This window comes from Saprospiraceae bacterium, from assembly GCA_016719615.1.
Lineage (GTDB): Bacteria > Bacteroidota > Bacteroidia > Chitinophagales > Saprospiraceae > Vicinibacter.
The window spans coordinates 410622-431078 of sequence record JADJYQ010000007.1; the positions used below are offsets into that span (position 1 = coordinate 410622).

A 20457-nucleotide genomic window follows, 5' to 3' on the forward strand; every position below is an offset into this window, starting at 1 on the left:
TTACATTTTTACAAAATTACAAAAAGAGAGTTTATGATCGTTTTGAACAAAAAGCCTGTAAACACCCAAAGGTATTTCATGAGCATCAAATTCAAAATTATTGCTACCCTTATGCACCATCAGCTTATCAGAAAGGGTATAATTTAATCCCGTACTTATATTTCTGGCGATAACTGCAAATATTTCGGTTTCATCTTGATTTTGGATCTTTAAAGTAATACCTCCATTTACGGGATGATTCAAAATTTCCAATTCATCAAATGAAGCTGAACCACATGTGGCTTCATTGGTTCTGAATTTGTAAGCATAAAAATCCTGCGAACATTCATTAAATGTTTTTAACTCCGCTATATATGTAGTATTTGGCTTCAACAAATATTCATAACCCGGATACAGCTTGCTCGTTTTATAACAAAACCGCCCTGCAATTCCGAATCTGGTACCTGAATCATAAATTAGAATTTTACCATTATTTATTTCTTCAAATATTTTTAATTCGAAGGATTCTTCATCCCAACTACCTTCCATCATTAAACATTCATTACATCTGTATATATCTGCCTTATCTTTTGGCAGTTGATTAATAAATGCCTTGGTTGGCGGACAGCCACCGATTTTTTCTATTAAGTCGCATTTATTGTTGTTGATGAAGTTTAACATTTTTTCCAACTGACATGGCGTGATGGCAGATTTATTAGAAGAATAGGACATCACGTTGTTATCAATATTTTCTTCCAAACAACAAGGACTTGGAGCGCAAGGCGGAGCTTCATCACAGTCGCCTACTTGATTGAAGTTTCCATCGTAATACCCGGGTTCTCCGGGATGCGTTCCCGGAAATAATTGTCCCCAACAAGTTATACTTTGTTCATTCTTATTTTTATCTGAATTCCATTCAATAATCCCATTGCAATTTTTATCCCAAGAAAATATCATTCTAGGTGTATCTTCACAATCATCTGAATTAAAAGTATGTCCCAAACTAAATATATGACCCAATTCATGATACAGGTTTCCTAGAGTCCACCAAATTTCTGGATTAAATCTGACTGCCCCACCCGTATTATCTAATGAATATCCAATACCGGAAGCACCAAATGGAGAATGAGCTATATAAAAATTGATAGTGTTTGATCGGTCAACTCCAAATTCTCTGTTTAAATTAATGATATTGTATTCTGCTTCAGCCCGCGATTTACAATGTGTATAAACGCCTGTCAACACAAATCTGAAAGGCAGACAAGGCGCTTGTTTCAAATTGCTTTGCACCTGTTTTTGATTGTGTTTGATCTCATTATTCAATAATTGTATCATCCGTTCGGTATTCTTATATACTTCGTCCTGCTCGAACAATTCCTGTTGAATTTTTCCCTGACAATCGTCATCCACAAAATAATGCACATTCAATCTCAGGTAAATTGGCGTACAATTTTCCATGATATCCTGGACATCAAAACAAGTTACTGCCTGGCTGCTTTGTTGATTTGTAAAATCTTCCTGCCATGCGCAGTTGTAATCCATTTGTTGGGCATTTATTTGGGTACATAGCTTCATAACTATTACCATAAGGTAAAGGGTGTGTCTCATTGTAAATTATTTTAGGTGTTAAGAAATAAAATCCAAGGTAGGATACTTCGCTGAACGCGCAAGTGCGAGTTATTGATTGGGGAAATTGATTTATTGAGTGGGGTGGGGTGGGTTATTGAATGCACCTCATCCCCGGCCCTTCTCCACTGGCATGGAGAAGGGCCGGGGATGAGGCCAGGAGATCAATTGTACATCAATACTTCTTACTCCGCTCCCAATAATTCTGTGCCTCTATCTCCTCTAAAATATTTAAATAATTTCTATATCTGATTTCGCTTAAGACACCTTGATCTAAAAGATTTTTCACTTCACATTCGGGTTCATCTCGGTGAGTACATTGAGAGCCGAATTTGCATTTAGATGATACTTCAAAAAATTCTCTGAAATTATGCGCAACGTCCATGACTTCCAGATTGTTGAAGTTCAATGTTTTTATTCCGGGTGTATCTATTAAATAGGTATTTTCCTTGATAAGAAACATTTGTGCGAAGGTAGTAGTGTGCGTACCTTTTCCACTATAGTCGGAGATATCGCCCGTCCGTAAAATCAGATCAGGCTCTACACCATTGAGAATAGTTGATTTACCCACACCTGATTGTCCTGAAAACAAACTAATCTTATCTGTCAGTTTATCTCGCAATTCGCTTATACCATAATTAATGCGAGCAGATACGGCCATGACCTCATATCCTATTTTGGTATAAACCAGTTTTTGCTCTTCAAATATTTCTTTTTCGCGATCACCATAGAGATCCCTTTTATTAAAAATGATGAGGACCGGAATATTTTGAGGTTCTGTTGTTAAAATGAACCGGTCTATAAATCCTGGTTTTAAAGGGGGTTCACATATGCTTGTGATAAGAATGGCCTGATCGATATTACATGCTAAAATATGAATATGCCATTTGGACTTTGGTGATTGTCGAGCAATATAATTTTTTCTTGGAAGGACTTTTTTAATAATACCTTGCTTTTCATTTTCCAATTCAAACTCTACAAGATCACCAACGGCAATTGGATTGGTTACATTCTCTTTATCTAATTTGAGTTTTCCGATCAGTCTGCAAGCATAAAATGTCGATGAATTTTCATCCAGCACATCATACCAACTCCCCGTAGATCGCATCACCCTTCCAGTTAACATCAGGCTTTTGCATTTTTAAAATCAAAAGTTCTCACAAGGACCATCATTTCTTTTATCAAATCGGGATTTGTTTCTACTTCATTTCCAACCACGGCCAGATCTGCTCCGGATTGATAAGCTAATTCCAATGGAGGGCAAGATTTTAATCCTCCCCCTACAATCAATGGGAGATTTACCTTATTCGAAACGGCCTTGATCATTTCTGAAGCTACCGGTATTTTTGCGCCACTCCCCGCTTCCAAATAGATGCACTGAAAATTTAAAAACTTACAAGCCATAGCAGTTGCAACTGCAATTTCGGTTTTATCATGTGGTATTGGCAAGGTCTGACTTAAATACGCCGCTGTATTTGAATGGCCTCCATTTATTAACAAATAAGCTGTAGCTATCACTTCAAGATTTGTTTCAGCAATTTTCAAAGCGGCTTCGACGTGTTTAGAAATTAAGTATTCCGGATTTCGCCCGGAAACCAGTGATAAAAACAAAAGTGCATCTGCTCCGGGGTCTATTTGATAATTGTTTCCGGGAAATAATACGATGGGTATATTTGATTCACTTTTTATACGGGTAATACTTGAGGCCACATGATCTTCAGATAATAAACTTCCTCCAACAAAAAAATAACCGACACCATGAACATTCGCCAGTTCAATAATTTTATCCAGATTTTTGAGTTTGTTCTTATCGGGATCAATGAGAATAGCAAGACTTTTCTGTCCTCTTTGTTTTTTTTGCAATAACTGAGCATATAATGTTGCCATGTATCTGCAAAGCTAATGAAAACTCGCCCTCAATGCCATTTGAATTTGCATTTCAATTTCGAAGTAGGATGTTACACATTGTTCATGTCCCGCAGCGATTTCCTTATGGTATTCTCCTCCCGGGTGTATGTATATAATTTTTCCGTCTTTTCCGATCAAAAAACTTACCGATGTAAATTCTTTGGGAGTGCGACCTAACCAAAATTTATACAAATTGGTCCAATCCTGATCTATGCCTATCGGAAACTGAAATCCTTTTTCACGAACAAATTCGCGAACTTCCTCCGGATCAAGAATCCTTGGCTCGGGTTTGGGATGATAGAGCCCAATGACAACCAAACCTGAATCTGCATACCGCTGATGCCATTCATTTAATGCATCTGCGGATTGCACACAGAAAACGCATCCATCGGTCCACCAACGAAGTAATACGACCTTGCCTTGTAGATTCGCCAATTGTAATTCGGGCGAATGCAGCCAAATCATTTTTGAAAATTCCGGAGCGCGATCGCCAACTGAATATTCATGGTTTTGACAAGCATAAAATACGAAAAAGGAAAAATAAATAAAATGAAATTTCATCAGTGCAGCACCAATGCTTCGTCTTTTCCGAGAGCTTTATAACGTCCTTTGGAAAATTTACTCCCATTGAATTCGAGTTGTTCGCGTATTTGCTGTTTTTCAGCATCATCCAATTTTACAAAATCTGAACACCTTCTCGAACAACAGTCTTCATATTTTTGAGCGCAGGCGGGACATTGAATAAATAAAATATGACACTGGTCGTTTTTGCAATTCACATGATTATCACAAAGAGCTCCACATTGATGGCACCGAGAAATGATCTGATCGGAAATGCGCTCTCCCAGTCTTTCATCAAATACAAAATTTTTTCCTTTAAATTTATTTTCGAGATGCTGCTCATTTACTTGCCTTGCATATTCAATGATTCCTCCATTCAGTTGAAAGACATTTTTATATCCTTTATATTTTAAATAGGCACTTGCTTTTTCGCATCGAATGCCACCGGTACAATACATGACCAGGTTTTTATCCTTGTGCTCTGCAAGCATATCAGAAATAATCGGGAGCGATTCTCTGAAGGTAACGACCTCTGGACAAATAGCGTTCTCAAAATGACCCACTTCGCTCTCGTAGTGATTGCGCATATCCACTACTACGGTATTCTCTTTAGAAATAATTTCATTAAACTCCAGTGCATTCAGATGCACACCGCAATCAGACGCATTAAAATCGGGATCTTCAATGCCATCAGCGACAATTTTTTTGCGCACTTTAATATTCAGTTTAAAGAATGATTTACCGTCGTCTTCTATCGCAAAATTTAAGCGGATGCCATTTAAAAAATCGATGTCATTCATCACTTTTTTAAAATCTTCCAATCGAGCACTGGGTACTGAAATCTGCGCGTTGATGCCTTCTGATGCAATGTAAATACGCCCTAAAACTCCCAGCTGTTCATACCGATCATACAAATGATTGCGAAAAAATGGCGGATTCAGAATGTTGTAATACTTATAGAACGAAATAGTAGTTCTGGCTTCCTGACTTTCCTTCATTTTGCGAATGAGCTCTTCGCGGTTAACCAGATTATATAATCGAAGTGTCATACTAAATCAATGTTCGATAATAAAAGATTTCGCATTTGATCCATCCGTCGTCATAAAATACAGACCCGGCTGCCATCCTTCAGTTACAATTCTATGCAGCTTCGAAGGATTTTTTAATTGAAAGATTTCTTTGCCATAAATATTTTGGATGCTGATTTCAGAAATATTTGCATTGGCCAATTCAATATTTATATAATTTTTTGCTGGATTCGGATACATTTTTAAACCAGCAATTTCAGGCTGTTTGGTATCAACAACCAACAATGCTTTTTCTACTGCAGCCAAAGCATTTACAAACCCAAAACCAAAAGTATTATTCGGAATACTGCTTCCTGTTGATGGCCAACAATCGAAGTCCGAATTGATCCGCGTTGCAGTCTCTTCAATAATTTGCTCAATGCGTTCTACCTGACCAGACAGGAGTGGATTTGCGCTGATCATAAGTGCAACCAAGCCTGCAACGTGCGGACCTGCCATACTGGTGCCATTCCAGGAAGCGAAATTTCCATCAGGTAAAACAGATAACACATCTGAACCGGGAGCAACCACATTTGGTTTTACGCGAGTGGCTTTATAATTATTAACCGGACCGTTGCTGCTGAAATCGCTGATTTTTAAATCCTGTCTGACGGAGCCAACAGTAAAACTTTCTTCATAAATCGCAGGAATATGTTTTAGTGTATTGCAACTGGCACCATCATTACCAGCAGATACGACTACGACCACACCTGCTTTTCTCAAATTTTCAATAACCCTTTCCATAATGGGATAAGAAGATGTGTCACAGCCTTCTTCCAGACTGCAATACCAACTGTTATTGATCACGTGTGGAGCCTTGGTGGGATTGTGGTTTTGACCATTGAGATCGTGTGGCGCTAAAAAGAATTCAAAACATTCGATATAGGTTGATAAAGCACCATTGCCCCTTTCCATATTTCTGCAACCGATCCATTGAGCTTCAGGCGCAACACCAAACAATTGTTCGTCAGTACTTCCTACCATCGTACCAACTGTGTGCGTACCATGTGAATGATCATCACATGGTTCCTTGACATTGAGCCCACAAGGATTGTCGGGACTGCCGCTCAGAGGACTGATGGCATGAATGGCATCATGCCAGTTGTAATTATGATCGGTTTGCCCATTTTCAAAGCCACGATATTTGCTTTTGAGTCCGTTTACATCCCATTTTACGCCTGTATCTTCGCCTGCTACGACTATACCTTTGCCTTTGATCCCCAGATCCCATACTGCGGGAACATTCATTTGTTGAATACCCCAGGTAATTTCAGGCGCCCTTTGATGCATAATAGCAGAAGCATCTGTTTGCGGAAATTGAAAATTCAAATGAGCATCGTAGCTTATTTTTTCAATTCCGGTTTGAGCTTGTAAAAATGAGATTGCTTCGCGATCTATTTCAGCATGGATCACATTTGCGACAAAAAATGTCTTGTAACTTATATTTCTTTTTGCAAAATAATGAATGACCGCTTGTTGATTTTGTTCCGCTGTTTCCTTAAGTTGTTGGTAAACATAGTGGCCTTTTTGTTCTTTGGGCCATTCGGATTTCCATTCATTAAATGTGGCTTGTTCCTTAAATGAAATCAGCACGGGCCATTTTTCACCAGCTTCCATTTTTTGCAAAAGGGTGGAACTCATTTGTGCAGACAAATTGGCAAAAATGAGTAGCAATAAAAAAGTCAAAATTCTCATATTTCGGTTTGTGATTATACGTTTGAAATCATTTCTGTTCATTATATAATGGGATGCTTTATTATTCATTGCCGGTAATTATATAAATTTGAACTCTTTGGATATTAAAACACAATGAAGTTTCCCATAAATATTTCGCAAAGTTAGGCTGTTTTCCAATAAAACACCTCCAAATTGGATAACGATTTTGCAGCTGATTTGATTCCATTTTCTATCTATTTTCCGAGATCATCAACAAGTTTCTGGTTTTTTCTAAGCCATTTGTGCTTTACTTTGTTATATAGCTGCATTTCTTTAAATTGTACCATGCCAAAAGGAACATTAGACCGCAAGAAAGATCATATAGAACTGGCCTTTGAAGCCCAAACAGAGGCCCAATGGCTTGATGATCGATTTTATTACGAGCCGGCACTAAGCGAACATCCTCCTTTCGAACAGGTGCTGCCCTTTCAATTTGGGGCCAAGACCTTATCTTATCCCATTTGGGTGTCGAGTATGACCGGGGGTACTGAAAAGGCTAGAAAAATCAACGAGAATTTATCGCAAGCATGTCGGGAATTTGGCCTTGGTCTGGGACTCGGCTCCTGCCGGAAACTTGTCGATCAGCCTGAACTTTTACCTGATTTCGACATGCGAGAATGGATTGGAAGTTCGCTTCCTTTGTTTGCGAATCTGGGGATTGCACAACTCGAAGAATGGTTGGCTAAGGGACAGCAAGAAAAAATAACCTCGCTTATCCAAAAATTGCAGGCAGATGGATTAATCATACATCTCAATCCTTTTCAGGAATTCATGCAGCCAGAAGGGGACCATTTTCGCGAAAAACCAATAGAGACCATACAAAAAATCCTAGATCAGTTTGAATTTCCGGTCATTGTTAAAGAAGTCGGACAAGGTATGGGTCCGGCGTCTCTTAAAGCTTTGTTGCAAATGCCCTTATTGGCCATTGAGTTTGGAGCATTTGGTGGAACGAACTTTAGTTTGCTTGAAATACAAAGACAGCATTCCACATTTAAGGAAGATTTGCTTCCACTTACAAGGATTGGCCATAGCGCATTGCAAATGGTTGAATATTGCAATCGCATTGTTGAAGAAATAAAACCACGTTGTCAATTTCTGATCATTTCCGGGGGCATTAAAAGTTTTCTGGATGGTTATTATCTCATTCAAAAAAGTAAAATTCCCGCTATTTATGGCCAGGCATCCGGTTTTTTGGCGCATGCACAGGGCAATTACGAAGATTTAAGAGCTTATGTGAAAAACCAATTGCGTGGATTACAATTGGCCAGTGCGTTTCTTAAAGTTAAATAAAAATCATTCAAAATAAATTTGGATTATTGAAAACTAAAACCATCAGCGGGTTTTCAAAATTGTCGAAACGCGGCAAGATCAAATGGATCGTAGAGAATTTCTTCAAAGATCCTGAAAATGTCATGCACGAGCTGATGAGTTACTGGCATAAAAATGAAGACCAGCAAAAAATCCTCGATGCGTTCAGCGAAAATACCATTAGCAATTATCACTTACCCTATAGCGTAGCTCCCAATTTTTTAATCAATGGCCGGATGTATTGTGTGCCCATGGTGACTGAAGAAAGTTCGGTAGTCGCTGCAGCATCTGCAGGTGCCAAATTCTGGATGGAAAGAGGCGGGATACATGCTCAGGTGATCAGCACCGTAAAACTTGGACAGATCCATTTTAACTGGAGCGGAAACGCAGTTTTACTAAATGAACTGTTACCCGTTTTAAAAAAGCAAATGTTGGAAGAAGCCGGTGAGCTTTTAAAAAACATGACGGCAAGGGGGGGAGGTGTTGGTAAAATGGAAATCAAACAATTCGAAAACATTCCTAATTATTTTCAGTTGTTGATCGCTTTTGAAACCTGTGATTCCATGGGTGCCAATTTCATCAATTCCTGTCTTGAAAGTTTTAGCGCGACGCTTGAAAAATACATCACTCAGGCATCTGCATTTAAGGATGAGGAACGCGACATCGAGATCATCATGTCGATACTTTCCAATTATACACCCGATTGTTTAGTAAAAGCCTGGGTAGAATGCCCCATTTCATCTTTAGGCGATTTTGGTGGTACTTTATCTGCGAATGACTTTGCTGATAAATTCTTTCAGGCCGTAGAGATTGCAAAATACGATACCTACCGAGCAGTGACTCACAATAAAGGAATTTTTAATGGTATCGATGCCGTAGTATTGGCAACGGCTAATGATTTCAGAGCAGTGGAAGCCTGTGGTCATGCATATGCTTCCAGAAACGGGAGCTACTCAAGTTTGAGTCATTGCGAATTGAAAAATGGAAATTTTTATTTCTCTCTGGAAATTCCATTAGCACTGGGTACCGTTGGCGGACTGACTTCCTTACACCCCATGGCCAAAAGATCTTTGGAACTTTTGCAAAACCCCAGCTCCACTGAATTGATGATGATCGCTGCAGCTACCGGCCTGGCCCAGAATTTTGCTGCCTTACGGTCGTTAGTTACAACGGGCATTCAATATGGTCATATGAAAATGCATCTGAAGAATATTTTGATGCAGCTAAAAGCAACAGACCCTGAGATCCAAAAAGCGCAGGAATATTTTCGATTGCATAAAGTGAGTTACAATGCGGTGCGGCGGTTTTTGGATGAGATGCGGGGAAAGTTATCATGATCCGTTTGGTTCCCGCTGATCGCGGAGAATTGAGAGAAAATCTGCGGGTATTCAAAATCTGCGAAATCTGCGGGAAAAATTTATAGATGAATAGGATTCACTGAACTCCATTGTTTTAATCTACATACAAATTGTCTGAAGCAGAATTAACTGAATTATTGAATTTTCAGGATTGAATACTTCTCAATTCCATTTTGATTTTATATTACTGTTTACCCAGCAAATTTTCTGCTTTGAATGCTGCAACAATTCAAAGAAAAACTCCAATCAGACAAATACAAGAATTAAACCAAAAATAAATTAACCGGAATATTTTGAGTATTCGCAAATTTTATTAGTATATTTGTTTAACAATCTTCACATATTACATATATGCAATCAAGATTTTGTTTAATTTTAATTTTTAATTTAGCTTTCTTCAACGTTTTCTGCCAACAAAATATTTTTTTCAACTTCATTCCGGATGTTGGATCAATTAATGGCCAATCCCGATTCAGAGGAGTGAATTCCGACTCAAATTATATCTATGTCATTGGTGATATGGTATCTAAACAAGATTCTGATGGTCGGAATAAGGTCGTTGACCCGATGGCCTGGGTTTTTGACTATTCTGGAAATTTGGTTTCTTCACATAAAATATTAGATACCTTCATCCCGGGAATACGTCCTTACGGCGAAGTGATTTCCCTATATCCACAAGGTAACGGAATATTTGACTTCATGTTTGATGCTCTACCTTTCGAAGGACATCCTAAAGGGGCAGGTGGTTATGCAAGAATAAACATGCACACTGGCGCTATCCTGAAAACATGCAAAATGCCAGTTTATTATTTAGAAAATCCAAGGATCGGTGAGATCATTTTAAATGAAATAACTTGGGTAGGAGATCGATTGATTTGGGCACAGTTAACTTCAGGCCCAAATGTCCGCGAGCAACACATTATGGAAATGGACTCTTCTTTTAATATAGTTAAAATTATAAAGCTTGAGGATAAGTTAAATGACACTCTTGAAAATCATTGTTGGATAAATAAAGATCAGAGCGGGATCTATGAAGTAATATCAAATGCATTACAAATAAATATTAATAATTCTTTCAAGCATATTTTAATTTATAAAAAATATGATACAATTGGTAACTTAATCAAAAAGCAAGTACTCAATACTTCCAATATAAACATTGGCATTAATGGGTCATTGAGCTACAATATTAAAAAGGCTTTAAATAAAACTTTTTTAATTTTTGGGGCTAAAATCGATCCTAAATCAGCCAAAATACTTGCACCCGTTTCATTACTAACAAGTCCAGAATTCGATACACTTTACAAGTCAACTCCTATGCATGTTGATTCTCAGGCTGGAATTAATCTTGTAGATTACTGGACTTATTATCTTGAAAAGCAAATGTATGGAGATGGTTTTATAGCCAGTGCTGCAATAGAGACAAGTCTTTTTGCTGAGCCAGATTATGGTGTACTATATAAGGTTTCCAATTTGGGAGATTCACTCTGGACCAGAAAATTTCAACCATTGGGATGGGAAAGTGCCCGGGCCTCTTGGATCAAGTTCATTCAAGTTAAGGAAACTCCTTATCACACTCTGGTTGTCAGCGCTATAGTTGCTGATGGTGATGAAAATGTAGTTAAGGGATGGTTACTCCACCTCGACAAAGACGGTTGTCTGATTCCTGGGTGTTATACAGGTATAAACACAAATCTTTCAAATAAAAATGAATCTACGCCATTTGAAGTTTATCCTAATCCAATTTCAGGTCATCTATTATATTTGTTAAGCCGCGTTTCAGCAAAACAATGCCGTATCTCCCTTTACGACCTTTTAGGAAATATAATGGAGACCAAATCTCTTTCCATTGAAAAAGATGTTCAATATCTTCTGGATATACCTGAAAAGCTGCCTAACGGACAGTATTTGATTAAATTAGAAATTCAAGGTCAAGTGTTTACAAAGCCTATTCAAATCATGAGATAAAAAACGGTTTTAGGTAGTTCATTTACTTATCAAGTACTATTTTTTATCAGGTTTTTGCTTTGTGTAATACGTTCATTTGAAAATGCATCTCAAGAATATCTTAATGCAACTTCAGGCTACGGAACCGGAGATTGTAAAAGCGCAAGACTATTTTCGATTGCATAAAGTGAGTTACAATGCGGTGAGGCGGTTTTTTGGATGAGATGAGGGGTGTGCTATCATAATCCCTTGGTTTCCCGCTGATCGCGCAGGTTTTATTCAAATCTGCGGGAAACAAATTTAGAAGAATAGTAATACATAAACTTGAATATTTATAGATCTTTCTTACTAAAAATTTTAACAGCAATAAATAAGGCTGATACAATCCAAAAGACCATGATGCCTCCCGTAAACAAAATGCCATAAATGCTGCCAAAGAATTCCTTGAACAATGCGCCGGTATAGCCCATCAAAGCACTTACATCCATTTGTAGCATCATAGATACGCGGGCCAGGTCAATTGGGTTTAGTGCGGTCAGCAATAAAGTCAATTTTTCAAGCGGGTATTCGCTGAAAGCAAAGAGAATCATTAAGACTACACCATCGTAAACCAGTGCAAAATAAAACCAGATCATCAACACCATCCCGATCCCTCTTGCCTTATCTCGTGACAATACTGCTGCAAGAAAAGCAATAGATGTACAGGCCATGGTCAAGCCGCATCCGGTAATTAAAAATATAATGGCAAGATAACTCTGATAATACATTAAAACAGGCAAACCCAGACCCAGCAAAAAAGCAAACATCAGTGAAAAGGCTGTAGCAAAATATTCACTCAATATGACCTGATTTCTGCCCACCGGTTGAGCAAGTAACATTTCTATAAACTCATAGGAGTTGTAATAATGTATGGTTGCAAAGATCATACTGATGAGTGGAATGATGATCAGTTCAATATTCAATAAACTCAACAATGCTTTGTCTGGATTTTCTTCCAGATTGAATAATAATAAACTGGCCAAAAACTGAAATGCTGCATAGAGCAGAATCACTTTATTGCGAATGATATCAGACAGTATATGTTTGCTCAATTTCCACATGGTCTCAATTTTTATTTTGCAACATAATACTGGCAATAGCTTTTCCAAATTTCTGCTCTCCTGTAAAAGCTCTTAATTTTTCCATACTGGCATCATAGCGCACTTTTCCTTCCTGCAAATACAATACATGTGTAGTGAGTTCATCAAAATCACTTAAAACATGTGATGTGATGAGTATCAATTTATTCTTATTCTTTGCATCGTGAATTTTTTCTTTCAAAATCTCTGACGCCAATGGATCCAAACCCGCAGTAGGTTCGTCGAGAATATAAATGGGAGGGTCGAAAAGAAAAGCAACAGCTGCACTCACTTTTTGCCGCGTTCCTCCGGAAAGGGTTCTCATGCTCTGATGATAAATATTCCGAAGCTGATACGATTCAACAAGCTCGATATCCAAATGATCCTTGCTTACATTTCGAAGTTCGGTCAGCAAGTCAAACAATTGTCCGACTTTCATATGATCCGGATACCTCCCGATCTGTGGCATGTAACCTATCTGGGATCTGTAGGTAAAATCATTGGAAATAGATTTTCCGTTGATTAAAATTTCTCCGGTATCCGGTCTGACCAGACCTAAAATACATTTAATCAAAGTGGTTTTGCCGGAACCGTTCGGCCCAATCAAAGAGGTGACCTGCTGCGAAGCAAAGGAAACACTGATATCATCCAATGCCTTAACTCTTTTGAATTGTTTTTGAAGATTTCGAATGGCAATCATAAACACAAAGGCTTTATAAGGGGTTTATTATCTATCAGTAATTCCGGTGTGAGGCTCGGAATGGCTTTCTCTGCTTTGTCCAAAAAAGAGATCAATATACTTCTCAATAAAATAAGCGTATATGGATTTTGTTCGACGATCATGGAATACATGCTTACGGGTCTGTAGGGTATATCTCCGTATCCGTCCCGTGTACGATCGTAGCCGTCGTACTTATCCCAATAATTCTGATCAAATGAATTTAAAACCAGGGAACCATTGGTCGCAATATCAAAACTGTTCCCGCTGAAATTGTTGTGTTGAATTTTGTTTTCATTACAACTCGCCTGTACTTTCATGGCCCAGCCATTTTTGTGAAAATGATTCCAATGAATATTTATCCTGTTGGTTCCTTCCATATATATCCCAACAGTGTTTTGATCAAAGAGATTATAAGCTATATAACTATCTGAAATATCTTTCAATAGAATTCCATATGCTGCACTGCCCCAATTGTCGACAAATTCATTGGCTTGCATATCAACTTCTTTGGAATACATCACTGCTACACCGGCACCATTTTCAACAAATCTATTGTAAGTGTAAGTGTCTTTATGCGAAAACATAAAATGCAGACCGTAGCGGATATTTTCATAACTCAAGTTGCAGGTGATCAGTGATTCCGTTACAAATTCAAAATAAATTCCATCCCGGTGTTTGCTGATGATATTGCCATCAATCAAGGCCTTTTTACATTTCCATAAATGGATGCCATTGCCTGTATTTTGTTCTGTTTTCGGATTTCCGTGGATCCTATTATTTCTAATGACAATATCCTCTACATTTGAAATATGGATGGCAAAATAAGCATGGGTGATTTCGTTCTCTTCTAGAGTTATATTTCTTGCGTCGATGCATTTGATCGCAGCATAATCCAACATGGAAGAATAACCGCTATTCAAAAATACAAAGCCACTGACCGTGATATCCCTTCCACTGATGGTCAGAATTTCATATTTGCCTTCACCATCCAAACAAGGATGATCTAGGCCTTTTAAATAAATGGATTTATTGATAATGATATTGCCTTCTCTATAAACTCCGGAATGCACCCAAATGCTATCGCCATCTACGGCCATCGATACCGCTTCTTTGATGCTTGTGATGTGTCCATCATGTTGTCCTACCGATATTACTCTTGCCTGTAGGTGTACATTGCAAAGCAAAAGAAAAAGCAGAAAAGTAAATTGCAAATGTCCGTTCAAAGGCATTACTTACTCAATATTTTTATAGATATATTTCCAATCCACAATATGTCTGTCCTGTCCGTTGCGTGCAAAATTATTGGCAGGAAGTTCCGATTCAAAGGCCGCTGTATTAAAATTCATAGGTGTTCTTACATCTTCACCATAAACAAACTTACAGTTGTTCACATCCAAAAGATTATTTTCCTTTTCATAATCCATGACCAGCACATGAGCAAGTTTTTGCTGATCGAAGGTACCTGATTTCATAAGTCGAATCATGCAACCAATATCATCAAATTTATAAACTTTACCTTTTTCAGTAACTATTTCCGATCCGAATTTTCGGTCCACAATGCCCATTTTACAGGTATAACAGATATCAGTTCCATATTTAAATGGTTCGGGCTTAACTTCGCAGGAAATCATTCCAAGACCCAGCACCAAGGCCATTGTAGTCAGAGGAGCAGAGACTGATTTTTTGCGAAATTGATTCCATTCGTACAACCAAACCAAGGCCATGATAGTAGCTGCAACAAAAATGATCCAGCCTCCAATGTCAGGTTGCGAATATGCATCAAAATTCAATAATCTTTTATGTCCGAGTAATGGCGGCTGATAGGATAAACCAGGTACTTTAATGGCTGCAGTAGGATCGAGATTATGACCGTATTCGTAACCCCATCTGTAAAAATCATACATGCTGAAGACTCCACCAAAAGCGGTGAAAACCAGGTACCAAAAAAGTATATTCAATCTACCGGCATAAGCAACCAATAATCCCAATAAAATATAAAAAGCCACGATGTAGATCAATATTTCAAATTCGGGAAACATTTCTACAGAGATATGTCTCATTCCGATATAATGATTCAAGCCATTGATGATTTCAACATCGCCCGTTAGCGATTTTAACCAGATCTTCATGGTCAATCCTTCCGGATATTGTGGTGCAAAAAGATCGATGCGCCAAACAGGTACGAAATAAGTAAGCAATAAGGATAGAGACATTGCAAAAACGATCCATCGGGATCTGTTACTGATAAAAGTATTGCTCATATTCTGATTTAATTTAGATAAATATAAAAGTGATAACTCCTCAAAGTAAAAAATAATTCAAAGCAGATACCTGTGACAAGAATCTATTAAAATATATTTCAATTTAGAAAAAAACGGGGCGTAACTTAAATTAAGTTTCGCCCCTCATCAAATCAAATGATCTTATTGCTCAATCAAAATAAGTTCATCGAAAATTACTATTCAGGAGGCAACAAAACGGCATCAATCACATAGATGATACCATTTGAAGCTGGTACCGTTGCAACTACATTTGCAGAATTGTTGATCATGATTTTACCATCCTTCAATTGTATACTAATATTTTTGGTATTGGCCATATTGATGGTTTGTCCGTCGCGAAACATATTCTCTCTGTAAACGCCTAATGCAACATGATACTCTAAAATATTTTGCAAAGCAGCTTTCTGTTCATTCTTCATCAGGTTTTCAACTGTTCCTGCGGGCAGTTTTTCAAATGCCGCATTGACTGGTGCAAAAACTGTAAAGGGTCCGGCATTGGCAAGATCATTTACATATTCAGCCTGTTGAAGTGCTTTTACGAGGGTTGTGTGATCAGCAGAACCTATAGCTATTTTCACGATGTCTTTTTGTGAATCATCATCCTGCACTGCAGCCTGTCCCAAATCTGCTGCCTGTGTTTCTACTGCCGCTGTTCCCGCATCCTGCGTTTTCTCACCACCCTGACATGAGATAAGTATTAAACAGCTTATCATCATCATGAATTGAAAAATCGTTTTCATATTTTTTGCTTTTGAAAAGATAAATATTATTTAAATCAAAATTTATTGGGCAGCTTTGGCTTGCTCCCCTGTTGAGAATGTAAGTGGAACGTTGGCACCCGCTGGACTTACTCTAATATAACCCTGCATTTCCTGGTGCAAAGCAGAACAAAAGTCGGTACAATACATTGGATACACACCCACACGCTCTGGTTTCCACAACAAAGTTTGTGTTTCTCCCGGCATGATCAGCAATTCCGCATTGTTAGCTCCTTTTACGGCAAATCCATGTGGTACATCCCAGTCCTGTTCGAGGTTGGTAACGTGGAAGTATACGACATCTCCCAATTTAATTCCTTCTATATTATCCGGTGTAAAGTGAGAACGGATCGAAGTCATATATACATGGATCTCGTTACCTTTTCTAACAACCTTTGCCTCTTTTTCTCCAAGCGCTACGTATGGATTTTTATTTTCCTCCAACTTATAAATTTTGGTAGAATTTTTCATGATCAATTCAGCAGGAATTGCTTCTGCATAATGCGGCTCACCTATGGTAGGAAAGTCGAGAATCAACTGCATTTTTTCACCATCAATGGAGTAGAGTTGTGCACTTTGAGTAAGTTCGGGACCTGTTGGTAAATAACGGTCTTTGGTTATTTTATTATACGCGATCACATATTTTCCCCATGGTTTCTTTGTTGGACCGCCGGGCACGCAAAGGTGGCCAATTGAATAATACGTTGGAACCCTGTCTAACACTTGTAAGTCACTGATTCTCCATTTTACAATTTCTGAAGAAACGAAAAACGAAGTATAGGCATTTCCTTTATCATCAAATTCTGTATGTAAGGGACCTAAACCGGGTTTTTTAACTTCGCCGTGTAATACTGCGTCGTATTTTAAAACTGGAATGCCTTCATAATCTCCATCGAAATTTTTTGCAGTTATAGCTTCCTGGATTTTTGTAAAAGAGAAAACAGGAATCAATGCAGCTAATTTTCCACTACCGACGATATATTCACCGGATGGATCTGTATCACATCCATGCGGAGATTTTGGACAAGGCATAAAATAAACCATATCCGGACAATCTTTGGGGTCCAGAACGAGTACTTCTGTTTCGATTTTTGAAGTTGCCATATGTGCTGCTTCATCATAAACATTATGTGCATAGCGAACAGACTTCTTCATAGCTTTTCCCGCTTTTACATATTCCTCTGCTTTTTTCCAGTTGACAGCCATTATAAAATCTTTATCCATTTGACTGGCATTGACTTCCAATAAAGTATTGGCTCTTTCTGCATTGTAACAGCTGAAGAAAAACCAACCATGCGATTTTCCTTTTCCTGCGCGGGCCAGGTCAAAGTTGATACCGGGAAGTAAAATTTGAAATGCAATGTTCATTCGACCGGTTGGTTGATCAACAGAAATAAAACTCACCGTACCTCTGAAATTTTCTTTGTAAGTATTGATCGGCACATCCAATTTATCGCCCATGGGTAAACTAAAGCGCGTACCGGCGACAACATATTCTGTGTTTTCAGTAATAAAAGGTGAAGAGTGGTTACCACCGCTGTTTGGGATCTCAAGAATTTCGGCAGTCCTGAATGTTTTGAGATCAAGGCGCGCTATACGAGGTGTGTTATTGGCATTCCCGAAAGCCCAACGACCATCGTGTATGCCATCAGTAACAGATAAGGCCGGATGGTGTAAATCATCCCAAGGGACAAAGCCATGAGAAGTATTCAACATGGGCTTTGATTCTTCCGAATATCCATATCCCTTTTCCGGATCTACAGAAAATACCGGAATCACTCTGAATAATCTGCCCGAAGGCAAACCATAAACAGCCATTTGGCCGCTGAATCCACCGGAGACGAAATTGTAAAACTCATCGTATTTTCCGGGAGGAACAAATGATTTAACAGCTGAGTTTCCACCTACAGCAGATTGCACCCCTTTGGGTTTACAGCCCGTTGAAAAGACAAAAATCAGCCCCAGCATGGCTAAAGCAGCCATGCTCATTTTCATTTTAATTGACATAGTTATATGATTATTGTAAAAAAATAGTTTGCAATTTCTGCTTACATCTCACCATCATTCTTGCGCATAAATTCCAATAACTGAAGGGACTCTTCTTTGCTCACATTCTGATTCGGCATACGCACTAAACATTGCTCCAAGAGTTTTTGCGCTTCCGGATCTTTTTCTAACATCATGTCGACATTAATAATCATATTGATGATCCAGGATGGCGACCTCTTTTTAGTAACGCCTTTCCATCCGGGTCCGACCAACTTATCTTCCGTTAGTTTATGACAAGCGAGACATTTCAGATTGTAAATATTTTCGCCACCTTTCACCCATTCCTGATTCAAAGGCGTATTCATTACAATTTCTGCATCCTTTACTTCCGTTCCATGAACTTCCGGTTGTCCCTTTTGAAGTTCCGCAAAATCTACGGTCGGCTGATCTTCCTTCACTCCACCCTTACATTGAAGGAGCATGATGCTGACACATATAATACCAATAACATTTAAAATTGTATTTTTCATATTGATTTGATTTTTGAAATTAATTATGGACATCCATGTCTTTTATTATGGTCAAAGTTGGCGCAACTTGAATAAATGATATATGACGAATATCACCGGAATCCATGATTCTTATCAGCCATCACAATTTATATAAAAAATAATTTTGGCTTTAAATTCAAAATGCTGACATCAAAAACATTTGGGTATGCCGTGAGGGGATTGTTGTATCTATCAAAGGAAGCTTCTCATGACAAGTATATTCAAATGGATGTTATCGCACAAAGGATTCATGCGCCCAAGCATTTTTTAGCTAAAATTTTTAAAAAACTTGCTGATGCACAATGGATAGATTCCATAAAAGGACCTAATGGAGGATTCAAAAGCAATGAAAATACGCTAAATGCCAGCTTGTTGGAATTGCTTTTACTCACAGACCCTAACGATCCATTAGATCATTGCGTACTGAAGTGGGAGAAATGTAATTCGAAAAGACCTTGTCCGTTTCATGTGCATATCGATCCTATCAAAAGCCAATTTATAAAAGTTTTAAAACAGACCCGGATTATTGATTTGTTGGATGTGAACATTCGCAACAAGCACTCTTTTTTAAAAGACATTTAAGGACAAATATATTTGCTGATGTTGGAAGAAAAACTTTGTTTTACCAACATGATTTTATTTCCCGCTCATTTATGCAGATAGATTTATTGGTGTAAATGAGCGGGAAATAAAACGGATTACCTCATGGAAATACATGATCATCATTATAATTCCATTTATTTTTCAACAATGAATTGTTTTGTGATTTGCTTTGTTCCATTGGAAATTCTTATGAAATAAATACCGGATGTTACATTCAATTTATGCAAATCGATCTCGATTTCGTTTTCTGTAGCCTGTAATTTTGCATTCAAAATAAGTTTACCCTGTACATCCATTAGAGTCATTTGCTTTTCAGCGAGATGAAATCCGGAAAAATGGAGAAAAAGAATTTCTCTTGCAGGATTGGGTGATACGAATAAACTTGTCGGGTCTCCAACAAATCCCTGAGAAATGTTTTCATGTTGCTCCTGATCTTTATAAATTCTGCTTGTAGGATCGTCATTCTTTTGAAGACTACCTCCCGAAGGTAAAGTTGTAAACCAAGCATTGATCGAATTTGAATTGGTTGCTGATCCACATTTTGAGCGAATTTGATAGTGATAATATCTGTTGGGTGACAAGCCGGAAAATAAATGCTCCAATCCGGGACCGGAATGATTGTTCCAGCCTGACCAGGATGACCATATACCCGGGGAAATTTCATATCTGATGCGCAATTGATAATCAGTAGCACAAGGAACTCCTGCATTCCATTTGATTTTTGCGCTGGTTTGGGTAATATCAGTTTGATAGACCTGTTGCGGTGTGCCACAACTGCCTGCTTTGATCGTAACTTTTTGAATACAGGTATTCGTATTACCCGATAAATCTGTGACCGTCCACTTTACATTTTTAACTCCTAAAGCATAGGTCGGGGGCGCATTATTGGATGTTCCTGCTACACCACAATTATCGCTTGTCACAGGACTTCCCAAATTGATCTCTGATGAAGGTACAGGTCCGCA

At 38.2% G+C, this 20457-nt stretch carries 18 protein-coding genes; 4 read left to right on the forward strand and 14 right to left on the reverse strand.

All coding sequences use genetic code 11. From position 1 onward, the window contains the following. The 6 genes from IPM92_16355 to IPM92_16380 all read right to left on the reverse strand — a co-directional run bounded on the left by IPM92_16355 (nucleotide 1) and on the right by IPM92_16380 (nucleotide 6836). Entirely contained in the window at nucleotides 1–1521 is a 1521-nt protein-coding gene (locus IPM92_16355; protein MBK9109894.1) for a hypothetical protein, read from the reverse strand. A 259-nt stretch (nucleotides 1522–1780) separates the two neighbouring features. Next, on the reverse strand, nucleotides 1781–2731 hold the full coding sequence (rsgA, locus tag IPM92_16360; protein MBK9109895.1) for a ribosome small subunit-dependent GTPase A: 951 nt from the start codon (nucleotides 2729–2731) through the stop codon (nucleotides 1781–1783). Next, nucleotides 2731–3492, reverse strand: a complete 762-nt coding sequence (locus IPM92_16365; GenBank protein MBK9109896.1) for a geranylgeranylglyceryl/heptaprenylglyceryl phosphate synthase — start codon at nucleotides 3490–3492, stop codon at nucleotides 2731–2733. The genes rsgA and IPM92_16365 overlap by 1 nt, the downstream gene beginning before the upstream one ends. Before the next feature lie 12 nt (nucleotides 3493–3504). Further along, on the reverse strand, nucleotides 3505–4074 hold the full coding sequence (locus IPM92_16370) for a TlpA family protein disulfide reductase (GenBank protein ID MBK9109897.1): 570 nt from the start codon (nucleotides 4072–4074) through the stop codon (nucleotides 3505–3507). Beyond that, entirely contained in the window at nucleotides 4074–5123 is a 1050-nt protein-coding gene (locus tag IPM92_16375) for a rhodanese-related sulfurtransferase (protein ID MBK9109898.1), read from the reverse strand. Before IPM92_16375 ends, IPM92_16370 begins: the two co-directional genes overlap by 1 nt. Before the next feature lie 6 nt (nucleotides 5124–5129). Then, a complete protein-coding gene (locus IPM92_16380) occupies nucleotides 5130–6836 on the reverse strand; it encodes a S8 family peptidase (GenBank protein ID MBK9109899.1) in 1707 nt (568 codons plus the stop codon). Between the two features lie 306 nt (nucleotides 6837–7142). Between IPM92_16380 and IPM92_16385 the strand changes: the two genes are divergently transcribed. From IPM92_16385 to IPM92_16395, 3 genes are all read left to right on the forward strand, one after another. Continuing rightward, nucleotides 7143–8147: a type 2 isopentenyl-diphosphate Delta-isomerase gene (locus IPM92_16385; protein MBK9109900.1), complete on the forward strand. Its 1005-nt coding sequence runs from the start codon at nucleotides 7143–7145 to the stop codon at nucleotides 8145–8147. Nucleotides 8148–8173: 26 nt separating this feature from the next. After that, nucleotides 8174–9502: a hydroxymethylglutaryl-CoA reductase gene (locus IPM92_16390; protein MBK9109901.1), complete on the forward strand. Its 1329-nt coding sequence runs from the start codon at nucleotides 8174–8176 to the stop codon at nucleotides 9500–9502. A 501-nt stretch (nucleotides 9503–10003) separates the two neighbouring features. Beyond that, nucleotides 10004–11491 (forward strand): T9SS type A sorting domain-containing protein, encoded by a 1488-nt coding sequence (locus IPM92_16395; protein MBK9109902.1) that lies wholly within the window; start codon nucleotides 10004–10006, stop codon nucleotides 11489–11491. Nucleotides 11492–11802: 311 nt separating this feature from the next. Here the strand turns inward: IPM92_16395 and IPM92_16400 are convergent, their stop codons facing one another. The 7 genes from IPM92_16400 to IPM92_16430 form a co-directional block, all read right to left on the reverse strand. Beyond that, nucleotides 11803–12570: an ABC transporter permease subunit gene (locus IPM92_16400; protein ID MBK9109903.1), complete on the reverse strand. Its 768-nt coding sequence runs from the start codon at nucleotides 12568–12570 to the stop codon at nucleotides 11803–11805. A 4-nt stretch (nucleotides 12571–12574) separates the two neighbouring features. After that, nucleotides 12575–13288 carry an ABC transporter ATP-binding protein gene (locus IPM92_16405; protein MBK9109904.1) on the reverse strand — a complete coding sequence of 238 codons (714 nt, stop codon included), beginning with the start codon at nucleotides 13286–13288 and terminating at the stop codon, nucleotides 12575–12577. After that, nucleotides 13285–14538, reverse strand: a complete 1254-nt coding sequence (nosD, locus tag IPM92_16410) for a nitrous oxide reductase family maturation protein NosD (protein ID MBK9109905.1) — start codon at nucleotides 14536–14538, stop codon at nucleotides 13285–13287. The genes IPM92_16405 and nosD overlap by 4 nt, the downstream gene beginning before the upstream one ends. Before the next feature lie 3 nt (nucleotides 14539–14541). Continuing rightward, entirely contained in the window at nucleotides 14542–15570 is a 1029-nt protein-coding gene (locus IPM92_16415; GenBank protein MBK9109906.1) for a nitrous oxide reductase accessory protein NosL, read from the reverse strand. Between the two features lie 197 nt (nucleotides 15571–15767). Next, complete coding sequence (locus IPM92_16420; GenBank protein MBK9109907.1) at nucleotides 15768–16331, reverse strand: fasciclin domain-containing protein; 564 nt, start codon at nucleotides 16329–16331, stop codon at nucleotides 15768–15770. Nucleotides 16332–16373: 42 nt separating this feature from the next. Further along, entirely contained in the window at nucleotides 16374–18344 is a 1971-nt protein-coding gene (gene nosZ / locus IPM92_16425) for a Sec-dependent nitrous-oxide reductase (protein MBK9109908.1), read from the reverse strand. A gap of 53 nt (nucleotides 18345–18397) precedes the next feature. Beyond that, nucleotides 18398–18868, reverse strand: coding sequence for a c-type cytochrome (locus IPM92_16430; protein ID MBK9109909.1), 471 nt, complete (start codon nucleotides 18866–18868; stop codon nucleotides 18398–18400). Between the two features lie 162 nt (nucleotides 18869–19030). Between IPM92_16430 and IPM92_16435 the strand changes: the two genes are divergently transcribed. Beyond that, nucleotides 19031–19471: an Rrf2 family transcriptional regulator gene (locus IPM92_16435; GenBank protein ID MBK9109910.1), complete on the forward strand. Its 441-nt coding sequence runs from the start codon at nucleotides 19031–19033 to the stop codon at nucleotides 19469–19471. A gap of 155 nt (nucleotides 19472–19626) precedes the next feature. On the opposite strand, the gene IPM92_16440 is transcribed toward IPM92_16435, so the two are convergent. Continuing rightward, nucleotides 19627–20457 (reverse strand): T9SS type A sorting domain-containing protein (locus tag IPM92_16440; protein MBK9109911.1); only part of this gene is annotated, 831 nt, incomplete at its 5' end.

Bases quoted from the DNA above. Each gene is read 5' to 3' on its own strand.
- IPM92_16365 (MBK9109896.1), bottom strand. From the start codon at position 3,492: ATGGCAACATTATATGCTCAGTTATTGCAAAAAAAACAAAGAGGACAG.
- IPM92_16385 (MBK9109900.1), top strand. From the start codon at position 7,143: ATGCCAAAAGGAACATTAGACCGCAAGAAAGATCATATAGAACTGGCC.
- nosD (MBK9109905.1), bottom strand. From the start codon at position 14,538: ATGCCTTTGAACGGACATTTGCAATTTACTTTTCTGCTTTTTCTTTTG.
- IPM92_16435 (MBK9109910.1), top strand. From the start codon at position 19,031: ATGCTGACATCAAAAACATTTGGGTATGCCGTGAGGGGATTGTTGTAT.
- IPM92_16420 (MBK9109907.1), bottom strand. From the start codon at position 16,331: ATGAAAACGATTTTTCAATTCATGATGATGATAAGCTGTTTAATACTT.
- IPM92_16405 (MBK9109904.1), bottom strand. From the start codon at position 13,288: ATGATTGCCATTCGAAATCTTCAAAAACAATTCAAAAGAGTTAAGGCA.
- IPM92_16355 (MBK9109894.1), bottom strand. From the start codon at position 1,521: ATGGATTACAACTGCGCATGGCAGGAAGATTTTACAAATCAACAAAGC.
- IPM92_16370 (MBK9109897.1), bottom strand. From the start codon at position 4,074: ATGAAATTTCATTTTATTTATTTTTCCTTTTTCGTATTTTATGCTTGT.
- IPM92_16375 (MBK9109898.1), bottom strand. From the start codon at position 5,123: ATGACACTTCGATTATATAATCTGGTTAACCGCGAAGAGCTCATTCGC.
- rsgA (MBK9109895.1), bottom strand. From the start codon at position 2,731: ATGTTAACTGGAAGGGTGATGCGATCTACGGGGAGTTGGTATGATGTG.
- IPM92_16415 (MBK9109906.1), bottom strand. From the start codon at position 15,570: ATGAGCAATACTTTTATCAGTAACAGATCCCGATGGATCGTTTTTGCA.
- IPM92_16400 (MBK9109903.1), bottom strand. From the start codon at position 12,570: ATGTGGAAATTGAGCAAACATATACTGTCTGATATCATTCGCAATAAA.
- IPM92_16380 (MBK9109899.1), bottom strand. From the start codon at position 6,836: ATGAGAATTTTGACTTTTTTATTGCTACTCATTTTTGCCAATTTGTCT.
- nosZ (MBK9109908.1), bottom strand. From the start codon at position 18,344: ATGAAAATGAGCATGGCTGCTTTAGCCATGCTGGGGCTGATTTTTGTC.
- IPM92_16430 (MBK9109909.1), bottom strand. From the start codon at position 18,868: ATGAAAAATACAATTTTAAATGTTATTGGTATTATATGTGTCAGCATC.